13 protein-coding genes are annotated in these 14902 nt (G+C 33.1%); 6 read left to right on the top strand and 7 right to left on the bottom strand.

What is annotated here, in order from left to right; genetic code table 11:
• The 3 genes from AMD28_RS18275 to AMD28_RS18265 form a co-directional block, all read left to right on the top strand.
• Nucleotides 1-1656 (top strand): T9SS type B sorting domain-containing protein (locus tag AMD28_RS18275; protein WP_152975649.1); only part of this gene is annotated, 1656 nt, incomplete at its 5' end.
• Between the two features lie 62 nt (nt 1657-1718).
• Nucleotides 1719-2651, top strand: coding sequence for a PorP/SprF family type IX secretion system membrane protein (locus AMD28_RS18270; protein WP_055445576.1), 933 nt, complete (start codon nt 1719-1721; stop codon nt 2649-2651).
• Nucleotides 2652-2662: 11 nt separating this feature from the next.
• On the top strand, nt 2663-4606 hold the full coding sequence (locus AMD28_RS18265) for an OmpA family protein (protein ID WP_055445575.1): 1944 nt from the start codon (nt 2663-2665) through the stop codon (nt 4604-4606).
• Nucleotides 4607-4979: 373 nt separating this feature from the next.
• Here AMD28_RS18265 and AMD28_RS18260 read toward each other — a convergent pair whose 3' ends face one another.
• Entirely contained in the window at nt 4980-5183 is a 204-nt protein-coding gene (locus tag AMD28_RS18260; protein ID WP_055445590.1) for a hypothetical protein, read from the bottom strand.
• Between the two features lie 157 nt (nt 5184-5340).
• On the opposite strand from AMD28_RS18260, the gene AMD28_RS18255 reads away from it, so the two are divergent.
• Genes AMD28_RS18255 through AMD28_RS18245 form a run of 3 tightly spaced genes read left to right on the top strand, consistent with a single transcriptional unit; the run spans nt 5341 to nt 6778 of the window.
• On the top strand, nt 5341-6096 hold the full coding sequence (locus tag AMD28_RS18255) for a hypothetical protein (protein ID WP_055445574.1): 756 nt from the start codon (nt 5341-5343) through the stop codon (nt 6094-6096).
• Nucleotides 6097-6492 carry a DUF5675 family protein gene (locus AMD28_RS18250; RefSeq protein WP_055445573.1) on the top strand — a complete coding sequence of 132 codons (396 nt, stop codon included), beginning with the start codon at nt 6097-6099 and terminating at the stop codon, nt 6490-6492.
• 55 nt (nt 6493-6547) lie between these two features.
• A complete protein-coding gene (locus tag AMD28_RS18245; protein WP_338035255.1) occupies nt 6548-6778 on the top strand; it encodes a hypothetical protein in 231 nt (76 codons plus the stop codon).
• A gap of 453 nt (nt 6779-7231) precedes the next feature.
• Here AMD28_RS18245 and AMD28_RS18235 read toward each other — a convergent pair whose 3' ends face one another.
• The 6 genes from AMD28_RS18235 to AMD28_RS18210 all read right to left on the bottom strand — a co-directional run bounded on the left by AMD28_RS18235 (nt 7232) and on the right by AMD28_RS18210 (nt 14895).
• The gene (locus AMD28_RS18235) at nt 7232-8194 is read right to left on the bottom strand and encodes an endonuclease/exonuclease/phosphatase family protein (protein ID WP_055445570.1); all 963 of its coding nucleotides are present in this window, start codon (nt 8192-8194) and stop codon (nt 7232-7234) included.
• Nucleotides 8195-9197: 1003 nt separating this feature from the next.
• On the bottom strand, nt 9198-9506 hold the full coding sequence (locus tag AMD28_RS18230) for a DUF6804 family protein (protein WP_055445569.1): 309 nt from the start codon (nt 9504-9506) through the stop codon (nt 9198-9200).
• Nucleotides 9496-10035, bottom strand: a complete 540-nt coding sequence (locus AMD28_RS18225) for a tellurite resistance TerB family protein (protein ID WP_055445589.1) — start codon at nt 10033-10035, stop codon at nt 9496-9498. The genes AMD28_RS18230 and AMD28_RS18225 overlap by 11 nt, the downstream gene beginning before the upstream one ends.
• Nucleotide 10036: 1 nt before the next feature.
• The gene (locus AMD28_RS18220) at nt 10037-11818 is read right to left on the bottom strand and encodes an AAA family ATPase (protein WP_055445568.1); all 1782 of its coding nucleotides are present in this window, start codon (nt 11816-11818) and stop codon (nt 10037-10039) included.
• On the bottom strand, nt 11819-12364 hold the full coding sequence (locus tag AMD28_RS18215) for an SH3 domain-containing protein (protein ID WP_055445567.1): 546 nt from the start codon (nt 12362-12364) through the stop codon (nt 11819-11821).
• A gap of 11 nt (nt 12365-12375) precedes the next feature.
• Nucleotides 12376-14895: an Hsp70 family protein gene (locus AMD28_RS18210; RefSeq protein WP_055445566.1), complete on the bottom strand. Its 2520-nt coding sequence runs from the start codon at nt 14893-14895 to the stop codon at nt 12376-12378.
• Nucleotides 14896-14902: the final 7 nt, after the last annotated feature.

Raw genomic sequence — 14902 nt, 5'->3', positions numbered from 1 at the left:
AAGAGAGAGGTATTAGGATTAGATGATCCAACTACCGATTTAGATCCAAATGATTATGGCGACGGTCTTTCAGATCCTAATAATCCATGTGATCCAATCGCAGCTGATCCAGCAGGAGATTGTGATAATGACGGATTAACAAACGGAGAAGAGATTGACGGACCAGATGGTGATCCAACAACAGATGACGGAACGGATCCTTTAGATCCAGATTCAGATGACGATGGCTTAACCGATGGAGAAGAAGTATTAGGATTAGATGATCCAACTACCGATTTAGATCCAAATGATTATGGCGACGGTCTTTCAGATCCTAATAATCCATGTGATCCAATCGCAGCTGATCCAGCAGGAGATTGTGATAATGACGGATTAACAAACGGAGAAGAGATTGACGGACCAGATGGTGATCCAACAACAGATGACGGAACAGATCCTTTAGATCCAGATTCAGATAGATGGTTAACCGATGGAGAAGAAGTATTAGGATTAGATGATCCAACTACCGATTTAGATCCAAATGATTATGGAGACGGTATTTCAGATCCAAATAACCCATGTGATCCAGCTGCGTTACTAGTTAATGAAGATTGTGATGGTGATGGATTAACAAATGGAGAAGAAGTGGCAACAGGAACAGATCCTCAAAACCCAGATACAGATGGTGATGGTTTAACCGATGGAGAAGAAGTGTTAGGATTAGATGATCCAAGTACAGATTTAGATCCAAATGATTATGGAGATGGTATTTCAGATCCAAACGATCCATGCGATCCAATTGCTACCGGACCAACAGGAGACTGTGATAATGATGGCTTAACAAATGAAGAAGAAGAAACGGCAGGAACAGACCCTCAAAATCCAGATACAGATGGAGATGGTGTTCTAGATGGAACGGAAGTTTTAGATGGTACAGATCCTTTAGATGAATGTGATTTAGATATCGATAGCATAACGCTTACTCCTTCAGAAGGTTGGAACGATTTAGATTGTGATAGCGATGGTATACCTAATGGAGATGAAATAGGTTATGGAGATACAGATGAAGATGGAGATCCTAACTTTAATGATCCAGATGATGACAATGATGGTGTATTAACGATTAATGAAGATTATACAGATACAGATGTTTCAGATGGAGAAGTTGATCCAACAGGAGATAATGACCCAACCAATGATGATACCGATGGTGATGATATACCTGACTATTTAGATAACGACGATGATGATGATGGTATTCTAACTAGTGATGAATATCCTGGAGATGGATTTGGTTACGATGCATTTGATAGTGATGGAGATGGTTTACCTGATTATCTAGAAGTAGATAGTGGTGTATTAACAGCATCCGATGATGATATTGAAATATTCAATGCTGTTACTCCAAATGGAGATAATGATAATGATGTATTTACAATTGAAAACATTGAATTATTCCCAGAAAATCAAGTAAGAGTATATAACAGATGGGGAGTTTTAGTTTATGACGCTTTAGGATACGGACAAAATGGCGAGTATTTTAGCGGTAGATCTAGTGGAAGAGTTACTATTAGTGAAGATGAATTATTACCTGTAGGTACGTATTTCTACATTGTAACTTATGTTAAGAATGGAGAAACTAAAGAAAAAGCAGGTTATTTATATATCCATAGATAGAATTAAAAAAGGAGGTAGATTAAGGTCTACCTCCATTTAAAAAATAAACATAACAGATTAGAATGAAAAATAAAATCTTACTATTAGTTATTAGTATTAGCACTACTTTTTGCTTAGAAAGTTTTGCGCAGCAAGAAGCTCAGTATACACAGTATATGTATAATACAATGAGTATTAATCCTGCTTATGCTGGATCGAGAGAAGTATTAAGTGTTGTTGGTTTATATAGAACACAATGGGTAGGCTTAGATGGTGCTCCAGAAACACAAACATTAGGTGTGCATTCTCCTATTGGGAGTAGTGAAAAACTAGGTTTGGGACTGTCTATTGTTAATGATAACATTGGACCAACACATGAAACTAATTTTGATATTGATCTTTCATATACTATTAATACTTCAGATAAAGGAAGGTTCTCTTTTGGTTTAAAAGGAGGAGGTCATTTATTAAATATTAATTATGACGAACTTAAACGTTATAATACGGATGCTATATTGCCAACAGGAACTATCAGCGAATTTTCTCCTAATGTAGGTGTTGGATTGTATTATCGTCATGCCGATAAATGGTATGTAGGTCTTTCTGCTCCAAACTTATTGGAAACAGAACATTTAGATGAAGTAACTTTATCTACAGCAACTGAAAGAATTCATTATTATTTAATTGGAGGTTACGTTTTTAATTTATCAGATAATTTAAAATTTAAACCTGCATTTTTAGGTAAAGTGGTAGAAGGAGCGCCTTTACAAGTAGATGTAACAGCAAACTTTTTAATAAATGAAAAACTTACTTTAGGTGTTGCTTATAGATGGAGTGCAGCAATAAGCGCATTAGCAGGCTTTCAAATTACGGAAGGACTAATGATTGGCTTAGGGTATGACAAAGAAACAACAGAACTGGGTAAAACGAAATTCAATAGCGGTTCTTACGAAATTATGTTAAGATTTGAATTATTTAAAAAAGATAGTAAAATTATTTCCCCTAGATTTTTCTAATATAAAAGATTATGAAATTATATAAACTTACATTAATTGCTTTTTTTGGTTTCTTTATATCTACAGGATATGCTCAAAAAGGAAAAATTAAAAAAGCAAATAAAGATTATGACCAGTTTAGCTATGTTAAGACAAGTGAAATTTTACTTGAAGTAGCCAAAGAAGGACACAAATCTGTTGATTTATTCCAAAAACTTGGTAACTCATTCTATTTTAATAATAAAATGGAAGATGCAGCTAAATGGTATGGCGAATTAGTGGCTTTAAATGAACCTTTAGATGCTGAGTATTACTTTAGATATGCACAAGCATTAAAATATGGTGAAAACTATGAAGAGTCTGATAAATGGATGAAAAAATTCAACGACTCTAAATCCAATGATTCAAGAGGAAAAGCGTTTGCTTCTAAAGTAGATTATCTTACTAAAATTGAAGCAGCTAGTAAAGATTTTGAAGTAACTAATATGGACTTTAATTCTGAAGTTTCAGATTTTGGAACCACACAATATAAAAACAAATTAATATTTGCTTCCTCCAGAGGTGATGGTAAAATTTATCAATGGAACAATCAGCCATTCTTAGATTTATACGCAGTAGAAAAACAAGAAGATGGTACTTATCTTAATGTAGAAAACTATGATGAAACAGTAAATACACCTTATCATGAGTCTACAGCTTCTTTTACACCAGATGATCAGTTAATGTTTTTTACTCGTAATAATTATACCAATAAAAAACTGAAAAGAGATAGCGAAGATGTTACAAGATTAAAAATATACAGAGCGAGATTACAAGATGACGAAACTTGGGGTGATATTGAGTCTGTACATTTTAATAGTAATCAATATAGTGTAGCACATCCATCTATTAATGTGTACGGAACAAAATTATATTTTGCTTCAGATATGCCAGATACCCAAGGAGAATCTGATCTTTATGTTGTAGATATAAATACAGATGGTACTTTAGGAAAGCCTGTAAATTTAGGTTCTAAAATAAATACAGAAGGGCAAGAAACATTTCCTTTTATTAATGAAAAAGGAGATTTATTCTTTTCATCTAATGGATATCCTGGTTTAGGAGGATTAGATGTATATGTTATTAGAAATTTTGAAAATAAATACGAAAGTAATTCTGCTATAGTTGTAGAAAATATTGCGAAACCTATTAACAGTCCGCAAGATGATTTTGGTTACTATGAAAACTTAGGAACTAATGAAGGGTTTTTCTCTTCAAATAGATTAAACGGAAAAGGAGATGATGATATTTATAGTTTTGCTGCAAAAGAAACGAAGTGTGAGCAAATTGTTGAAGGTATCGTTAAAGATAAAAACTCTAGAGAATTATTAGCAGAAGCTACCGTTATCTTATTTGATAAAGACGGAAAAGAAATGCAAAGGCTAGTAGTTTCAGAGGATGCTGCTTTTAGTTTTAATTTAGACTGTGAAGAAGAATATTTAGTACGTGCTCAAAAGCAAGATTATGCTTCAGATGAATTACGTTTTACTACACCAAGTACAAAACAAGAATTAGACTTAGAGCTTAATTTATCTAAAGAAGTTAGAGAAATTGTAGTAGGTACCGATTTAGCCAAAGTATTAGATATTCCAATTATCTATTTCGATTTTGATAAATCTAATATTAGACAAGATGCAGCTTTAGAATTACAAAAAGTAATCGCTGTAATGAAACAATATCCTAATATGAAAATAGATGTACGTTCGCATACCGATTCTAGAGCTCCTTATAGTTATAACGAATCACTATCTAAAAGAAGAAATAAATCTACAATTGCACATATCATTAAAGTTGGTTTAATAGATGCTAATAGACTTACAGGAAATGGTTATGGTGAAAGAAGGTTAACAAATAGATGTTCAGATGGAGTGCCTTGTACAGAAGAAGAGCACCAGCTTAACAGACGTAGTGAGTTTATTGTAGTTTCTATGGACTAACTAAAAAATAGAGTAAACAAAAAAACCACCAAGAAATTGGTGGTTTTTTATTTTAATAGAATGTGTAAAATAAAAAAGCAAGCTTAAATTAAGCTTGCTTTTTTTCGTGACCTCGACTGGATTCAGTCGGATTAACTTATGCCTTTATTTATAAGGCTTTCAATGTCTTGTAATAATCTGTTAACCGATTTGTGATAATATCGGTTGATTTACAATGCTTTGATTTGCATTTCAATCTTAATGTAAAGATACTAAAACCATGGATTCAAACCTACATAAATCGTATCAAATGCTATGAAGCCTTACTCCATATTATACCCGTTAGGGTATGATATCATTGTGCTTTTACATAATTATACCTGTATGGGTATAGTTAGGAAACAGCCTCTAAATATTGATTTACAATCTCTTCTTTAATACCGCTGTATTCTGCGAATTCTTCTGCAGTTATAAATTGATGCGACTTTTTTCCGAAGTAGATTTTAATTTCATTTAAGAGCTTACGACCGTAGCGCTCACTTCTTCCTGTGATACGTTGTATGTCTTTGGGATATATACAAGCTCTTACTACTCTCATTTTATACTCTATCCATACTTGGTCCATATTGCATCTGGGAATCGTCTATATGTCTTTAAATGGCATAAAACGAATCTATCGGCATGGATGTATGGGTGTTTTTGATTTCTCTTATAAATCTACTGTCTTTTGCTTAATAATCAAAATATTAAAAGTTATGGCTAGACAAACAGGTATTATCAAATTGAAAGGAACTATCGGAGATATTTCCTTCTACAAGAGCGCAGACGGACACCTTGCGCGATATAAAGGAGGTGTTGATGGAAAACGTATTGCAAGTGATCCTGCGTTTCAGAGAACTCGTGAAAATGGTTCGGAGTTTGGACGTGCTGGAAAAGGAGGGAAGGTATTTCGAAATGCCATTCGTGTGCTTTTGCAAAATGCAAAAGATAAACGAGTGGTAAGTCGTTTGACAAAAATCTTAGTTGCAGTCACAAAAACGGATGCCGTTCACGATCGTGGTCTTAGAACCATCGAAGATGGGGATATGAGCACATTGTTGGGCTTTGAATTCAATGTGAATGGAAAGTTAGGAGCAACACTTTTTGCACCATTTGCTGTTGCATATGATCGTGTAACTGGAGATGTTACTTTGGACTTAGATCCATTTGCACCAACGTTACGAATTGCAGCTCCTGGAGGAACTACACATTACAAAATTGTAATGGGAGGAGCAGAGTTGGACTTTCCAAATGAAGCTTCTGTTTTTGAAAGTGCAGAAACAGGTATTCTTCCATATGATGGAGTGGATACTGCCGCTATTAACTTGACTGTTGCTCTTACTGCAAACACGGTACTTCCTGTCGTACAAGTTGTTGGTGTTGCGTTTTATCAAGAGGTAAATGGACAAATGTATCCGTTGAAAAATGGTGCATATAACGCGCTTTCAGTCGCAAATGTGGATACTGTTTAAATGGATGTTTTATTACATAGGACCTATTATGAAGAGGGCACGAATAGTGCGCTCTTCTATAATGGTCAATTTTTAGGTTTTGCTATTGAATTACCCTGGTTACATAACCAAAGAAATGTGTCTTGTATTCCCGAAGGTGAATACGCGCTGAAAGCGAGGTATTCGGATAAATTTGGACATCATTTACATATCGTGGATGTAAAAGGTCGTAGCCTTATATTAATTCATCCAGCGAATAACGCAAAACGGGAGCTTCAAGGTTGCATTGCACCGGTAACGCAGTTGTCCGGAATAGGAAAAGGAACCGATTCAAAAGCCTTACTTCAAAAATTGGTATCGCTATGTTATCAAGCATTTGACAGAAACGAAAATGTATTATTAACTATTAAATCTTAAGATTATGAATATAGCAGATCGTTATAAACAACCAACGCCTAAGTTCTTTAAAACTTTGCGAAACATCGGTATTGCATTAGCAACCGCAGGAGGCGCTATCATCGCTGCTCCAATTTCTTTGCCAGCTATCCTAGTAACTGTTGCCACTTATGTGACGGTTGCCGGAACTATTGTAACTGCAGTGAGTCAAGCAGTCACTATGGATGAAAATAGGGAGATTCCGAAGCATGCGATAACAAAAAAATCTAACAAGGATCCAAAAGATCCTGAATCAAGTTCCCGATAAAATGACACAACATTTCTCACATATTCGCTTTTCTATCCTAGGAGGAACCATTTCTTCCGTGTGGTTTCAAATTACATCTGAGGATCTTTTTAAAACTGCTATCATGGCAGCTTTCGGTGCTGTGGTTAGTTATCTCGTTTCCGTTTTTGCTAAACGTATACACCAGTTTTTTCAGCGTCGGAATAAATCATAAAAGAGAACTTTTCCGTTAACGGAATGCTTCCTTTCTAGTACTAAGCCCTTGCTTATTATTTTAAAAGGAAAAAAAGAAAACAATAGTACTAGTGGCGTGGGAATGCTGTCAAGCTTTTTGGACAAAATAATATGCCTAGTAGTAGGTTTAAAAAATAATACGCTTTTTTTCGGCGTATTATTTTTTTCAAAACCTTTAGGCTTGAGCTTTATAGCATTATGGCGTTGGGTGCAGGAAGCTAACTATATTTGTGAGCTTTTTTATACTTTAAATTCTGCCCATAATGGATAATGATCTGAGATAAGCCAGGATAGACTATTATTAGTTAGCAAACGGTTTTTTAAAGCCACGTTTACAAAATCATAGTTGCCACCACTTAAAAATTCCATAGATAATTTAGGTCCGTTATCATGACTATTGAACCAAGCTATTTGATCGTAGTACTTTGTTTTATTGAAAATGGATCTGGTTACCTGGTTGTTTTGTAATTGAGTAGGTACATATAATCCTTCCGATAGGAATGTTTGATCTAATAAATCACCACGCTCATCAATATTGAAATCTCCTAATGCAATAAAATCTTGATGGTATGCATTTACATTATCTGCCCAATCCCTAAGCCATTTTGCAATGCCACGTAATTCCGGAATACGATTTTTTTTATTTTTCTCATAGAGAATGTGAAGTGTCACTAAAATGAATGTACGTTTTCCTGACTTGAAACTTACTGCATAAGGAGATCTGACAAATTGATTTGAAAGTGCTTTATCTTTAATTGAGTCTTCCCATTCTTCAGGCACTACTAGTTCTCCTGCTAATCCTGAAAGTTGTACACGACGCGTATCAAATAAATACGCCATTCGTTCTCCGTTACCAACTTTACCTTTGTTTACATCTGTTAGGATTAATGACCAATTTGAACCCAGTACTTTTAACGTATCTCTTAAAGCACGGATGTTATCTTTTACTTCTTGAATAGCTATAACATCAAAACGTTTTATGATTTCTGCAATGCATAGAATTGCATGTAAATCTCTTTTTGGCGAGTCATCATCATCGGAATCCCATTTGCGTGTTAGATTACCAAATGCCCTTATGTTCCAGGTTGCAATTAGAAGGTTTCTATCTAATTGTTTTGAAGGAATCTTTAAATCTAAATCCGTTTTTAAAAGTTGCAGATTTTCTATTACTTCAGATGGTGGTTGGTCTAGTATTGAACTCATCCTTAAATATAATAATATTTATATTTATTTACAATAGTCTGATAAGCAGGTAATCTAAAAGGCGCGAGCCGACTGCGAGATTAGCAAGGCTGGTGTGGTAATAGCACGTTGCTTTTGCAGCAAAAGTGCGTACAACAGCAACGGTTTACCGCAAGGGTGGCGCATTTTTTGATTTTTTTCTTCTAGTTAGTTTTTGTTTTGATGGTATGCCGGAATATACCTGTTTAGGTAAGTGCAAGGTTTGAAGTAGGCCATGGAAGGTTAGGGGATAGTTTTCAATGGCGGTTTGGTGGTTTTCCTTTTGTGTTTGCTATTAGTAGCTAATAGATGTAATACATTTGCAAGAGTTTATTATGGAGTCTGGTAGTTAGCCAATCCGTGATTTAAAAAAATATGGAGTGGGGATGACATGGACCGGATGAAAGCCTTGCTCTTGCATGGTTTGCGAAATGGGATAATCCTTTTGTATGAGGATTATTCTTTAAAAGTAAAATTTGGTTTATAAGAATGAGGTCCCCGATTTCTCGGGGACAAGGTTATCTTATTTGCAATATGGGATGGTCAAAAAATGTGACACCCGTAGCCCACAGATTTGAATTATACTCTTATTAATAGTATTTGTGAATTGGAATTAAAAGTACTACAGGTTCAGTTTTTGTTAGGATTTCTGTGGGTTTTGGCCGCAGCGACCCGCAGGCTCGCATAATATTAAATAGCGGTTGTGCCTTAATAATTACCACTTGCGCATAGCGCAAAACTGTTTTGGATTTTAAGGCACAAAAGTAGCTATGGGTGAGGAAGGAGTGAATGTGTGTAATAAAACAAATAAATAGTATCAACGAGGACGTGTCGCCGCAGTGGTGCTATTTATGGTAAGCACAAATGCGACGATAGAAGCATTTTTGATTATGTATTATGGAACTAAATGGAACGACTGATGAACACCTTATTACCTGCCTATCTTGATTTTGATGTTAGAGGTAAGCGTAAATGTGTATGGTTTTTAGGATTCGTTTTTTGTTCTATTAATAAATAGGCTTCCAATTAGGCCAATGCCGACTATCACGTCTACAATGTTCCATATTTCCCTGCCAAGTGCAATTTTAAAAAAAGGTTGAAAGAGTAATGCTAGTGCACCATAAATAATCATTTCTGTGCTTTTTTTTTCAGCATAAGCCTTATACATCAATACTCCAAATCCGATTAATGCTATAAAACGCACAAGCTGATAAAACCCATAAGGCATATTTAATAAGCACAGAAAGAACAATATTGCTAAAACAATTATTATAATTGTTGTGCTATTTCTCATTATCTTGTTTTAAGCTATTCATTGTATCATCGTCAATTTTGCTTATTAGTTCAAATTCATTTGAAATATGTGTATCAAAGAAATCATCTTGAAGTCTTGATAAATAGGAGGTGCTTATAATGTCTTGTTCCAAATAATCTTCAAAGTCCGGATGCTTTTCAAGAATTGCTTTATTTTCAATTTTTAATTTTGAGCGAATAACTTTGAAAAATTTAATTTCGCTGTACTCCACTTTATTATCCGCTTTAATTGTCTCAATTGCGACTTCAATTAACTTTAATTCGTTCTCCTGTGTTAATTCTGTACTTGTAAGCTCGTTGAAATATTGCTTTAAAAACTGATGTCCATCTTTATTTATGGCAAGTAATAAATTATCCATTTCAGAATTAAAATCTATATCACCAAAGGTTTTATTTTCCTTATGTAATTTTTTAATAAGTTTAATTTCTCGTTTATCAATATCTCCATCACAGGCCATACAAGAAAACGCAGTCTTTAATAATAATTTGTCAAAGTTTATTGTTTCCATTTTAGTTGTTTTTAAAACCAATAGTTGGTCTTTGGTTAGTATTATCTGTTAAGCCTTCCATTTTAGCCTTAATGGATTTATAACTATTCAATTCTTTTAAAGAAATTGAAGGACGATTTTGTTCAATAGTTTCGATTAGAATCTCTTTTGAAATTCTAGATTTCATTTTAAGTGCTTTTCTTGATGCTTCATCACACAAAAACTTTATATCACTTGAAACGTAATTTTCTGTAGATTTTGCTAGAGTAGAGTAGTCTAAACCAATTTCCCTTGGTCTTTTTTCTAAATATAATTTAAACATCAATTCACGAGCTTCAAAATCTGGTGGTGGTAAATAGATTACTTTATCTAAACGACCTGCTCTTAAAATCGCTGGGTCAATCGAATTAGGTCTGTTTGTCGCTCCTATAATAAATACACCATCATCTCCACAATTATTCATTTGAGCTAAAAATTCATTTACAGCACTTGTATTCATATGATTTACACTTGAATTATCACGATTAGGAACTAACGCATCTAATTCGTCTATAAAAATAATACTTGGTGCATCTTCGCGAGCTTCATCAAATAGGTTTTTAATATTTTCTTGTGATTGATTTACAAATTTACTCTGAATATCAGAAGGTTTTATTTGATAGAAATTAAATCCAATTTCCTCCGCCATTCTTTCTGCAAAAAATGTTTTACCACAACCAGGTGGACCATAAAGTAACATTCCGTTGGGAATTGTTAAACCATATTCCGCATATTTTTCTTTGTCATTTAATGCATCAATTACATCTAATTGTATAGTCTCTTTGAGTTCTTGCATTCCAGCAATCGCCTTGAAACCTTGACCATTTTTTATGTTTTTTAATTTGGGCTTGGTTGATTCGTTTGAATTAGAAACTTGTTTAATTTCTATTTCTCCGTTGATAGCTTGAATAAACTCTTTTACATTTTTAAAACGATTTTCTGCATCTGGTTGTAATGCTTTGCTTATAATATTTACAGTTTGTTGGTCAATTTTAATATCAGAATCGTTAAATTTTAAAGTTTTATTTCGTTCTTCTAAAATAGCATCTTCTAATTTTATCCTATCGGATTTGTATTTTGATATTTCTACAAACCAAGGTGGTAAACCAAAAAGTAAATGATAATATAAAGCACCAACTGAAAACACATCACTCTGCACAGAAAATACTTTGTTGAAATTTTCGTTGGCTTGATAAAATGGGTTTAAACCATCTTTTAAAAAATCTTTGTTTGACTGACTTAAATATCGAGCATAACCAAAATCAATTATTTTTGGAATTTCAACTTTACCTGATAAGTCAGTCATAATATTTAGGTTCGTAATATCATTATGAATAACTGGATTTTCAAGATTATGCAGATAGTTCAATCCATTTAATACGCCTGAAATTATATCTTTTGCATGATAAGGATTAAATGTTTTATCTCGTTTCATTTTATCAGCTAGAGTTTCGCCACTAATAAAATCGAGAATTACAAAAGCATACTTTTGTTTTTCTAGAAGCAATTCGCCATTATCACAATACTTTACCGAATTAGGATGTTTAATTTGTTTTAAAATCTCAATTTCTAAAACAGCATCATTGTCATTAAATTGTGTTCTATCTAATTTAGAATAGGTAAACAACTTTAATAATTTTGTTTTTCCTTCCTGGTCTTTTACACGATATGTTTCTGCATAACTTCCTTTTTTTAAAAAGAAGGTTACTTTGTATTTATTCGCAATACTTTGTCCTTTGGTTAATATGTATTGTTTGTTAATCATTTAATTCTTCGTTGTTGAAATGTAGAAACTCCATTCATACTCATAGCTACTTTTCATCAATTCAGTACCATAGTCAGGTAACACTCCAGGTGCAGAAGCTCTGTAAGAATATGAACCAGAAGATAATGTTAATGACTTTCGTTCTTGTGGTGAGAATGAATATATTTCATTATTCAATTTTAATGTTAGTGTTTTACTTGTGTTGTTGTAAATTTTAATAACAGGTTTTTCGGAACTAGTCTTTCCAATTGGTGTAAAAATACCTTCTTCATTCTTAGGAAGCATTCTATCTAATTTTACAAAATTAGAATGAACGAATCCTTCTTTATTTGTTTCAATATCTAAAACTTGATAAAAGCCGTTAACTTTATCTTTAGATATAACAAACAATGCAGTTCCTTGCTGTAATGAAGAAATAACTTTACAGCTTGTGTTTGCTTCAGTTCTGAAGTTTACAGTTTTATTTACGTAACCTAAATAGCTTTGAGCATAAGAAGCAAAACCAAATATGAGACCTAAGAATAATGTTAAAATAAATCTTTTCATAATATAAAATTTTAGCCGATTAAAACAGAATCATCTCCACTTGGTCTGTCAGAAATTGGTAACATATCGTAAAGTGAAATTAGTATCTGTCTCAATTCTTCCTTATCAGGATTTTCAGATATCATACTAATTCCTTTATTTACCAATTGTCTAGCTCTATTAGAATCACTCCAAGTATAATCGCCAAAATTGTCATTAAAATCTCTTAGCATTCCAATAAACTGATATATTTCGGTTAATTTAAAGAAGAACATATTAATTTCTTCTAATAAGGTAGTGCCAAGTTTTACATCCTTGACCCTTATTACTTCTTCTAATTGGTTACGGAACTGATTAACTACTTCTGTGGTTTTATCATTTCCTAAATCATTGTTTACTTTTTCTAATCTGTAAAACTCTTCTTTGAGTTCCTCTTCTAATTTTGGCCATTCAGTTGTTTCGTTTAATACGTCAATCTCTTTTAATGACTTTCTTAATTCATTTAATACTTGGTCTTTATTTCCTTCTTTATCAGCACTAAACATTTTTTCAATTTCCTGCAAGTCAGATTCAATTTTTTGAAGTTGCGCATTATTCGAATTCTCACTTTGCTTTAATTCTACAAAACTTCCTTTTGCTTTTCGAATTTCATTACCTAACCAATTTGTATCTGTTGATTTTGTTTTGCTTTCGACTTGAGTTTCATATGAAAAATCCAAGTATGGAAAATAAGCGGTTACCGTGATTTTTTCAGACCTATCAATATTTACTGTTAAATCTACATCACTATTTACAGGTAAAAGTGAAGGCAAATCTGAACCACTTATTATAATATCTGTAACGTGTTCGTTATAGATAGCTCTTGTACTTTCAGCATTGAGATCTCCTTCATATATTGGTATTTTTATAAAATCAGAATCCATTCCTGGCCGAATTTGCTTTTGGGTTTTCAAACCGTTCCTCGTACCAATTGCTGGAATAGATTGATTTTTTTCTAAATTCTTAACTGTGGTAAAGATTATTTTTCCAGTTGATTTACTTTTTATCTCTATCCCAACATTATAAGCTAATGTAGCACTTCCAATTTTTGAGCCTTGAATTACGCTAAAATTAGATGGTTCACTTTCTAAAATATCTCCTTTGTCGTCATATAAAACAACATAAAAAACATTCGTTTTTCCTTCATTTAGTTGAATTTCGACAATTTCGCCAATAGTGTTTATTTCAATTTTTCCACTAGACCAAGCTTTATCTCCTCTAGTAACTTCTGCAAATACTTTTTCAGGGATTTCGCCTTCTGTTTTGTCTGCTAAAATTTTGATTGGTACAAATTCTTCTGTTTCTACCGTTGAAGATTCATGTGCTATTTCTAGCTGAATTTTAGTTTTATCTCTTGTTTGTTCTCTTACTTCTTCTGAAACGTCAACTGTTGAAGCATACAATGCAGCACCTTTTGAAACTACTGTCATTGGGTCTGCACTTGTATCAGGTTTACAAATTTGTGTTTCTAACATTTTTCGCAAAACAGGCGAAAAAGTTGGTCCACCAACAAGTATTAACGAATCTAAAGATGAGCCTTTTAAATTATTTCTTTCTAAAAGGTTTTTGCTAACATCAATTGCTTTTTGAAAAACTGGTGAAAGGGCATTTGATATGTCAGTTTGTGTAACAGTAATATCTAATTCAAATTCTTCTCCTTCATCATCTTCTCCAGGAATATCTCCTAAATCTGAAAGTATATTGTGTGTATCGTTGAATGAAAGTTTTATTTTGGTTTCTTCTGCATAAAATTTCATTGCATTTCTTAAAATTTGCTTTTTAGAATCGTCTGCTAAAATGGAATCAATTGCAAAATTTTCTTGTATGTAAGGCAATATTATTTCATCTACAATTGCAAAATCTAAATTTTTACCACCAAGATAGTTATCTCCTTCGGTATCAATAACCTTCATTATGCCTTCTTCCACTTTTAAAAGTGCTGCATCAAAAGTCCCTCCACCAAAATCGAAAACAAGCCAAAATCCATCTTTCTTATCAGAATCTAATCCGTAAGCCATTGATGCTGCAACAGGTTCTTGTAATAATTCAATATGGTCAAAACCTGCTAATTTTGCTGCTTCTCTTGTTGCTTCTTTTTGATTGTTTTTAAAAGCTGCTGGAACTGTAATTACGATAGAATTTACATTTTCGTCGGTAACGAAAGATTTTAAAGTTTTTAGTACTTCTGCGGATAACTCTTCTGAACTTAATTCCTTAACTAAATTAGAGCTTGAATAGGATTTATCGCTTCCCATTGTTCTCTTAAATTCAATAAAAGCATTAGCAGAATCTTCCTGCCAATTCTTCATAGCTTTTAGTTTTTCTCTCTTAAGGTTATTGAAGGCGCTTTCTCCAACTTGTATTGCCTTCTTCTTATTTATTGAAATACAAGAAGGCATAGTGTCAACTTGTCTATCTGTTTTTTTTATTGTTGCTTCGCCATTTTCCATTCTAGCAATAGCAGAATTTGTAGTACCTAAGTCAATTCCGTAGTCAATTTTTGTTCTAGCCATTTGATAT

Origin of the sequence: Lacinutrix himadriensis, assembly GCF_001418105.1 — a bacterium.
GTDB classification, from domain to species: Bacteria; Bacteroidota; Bacteroidia; order Flavobacteriales; family Flavobacteriaceae; genus Oceanihabitans; species Oceanihabitans himadriense.
This window is presented reverse-complemented; position numbering and strand designations above follow the sequence as displayed.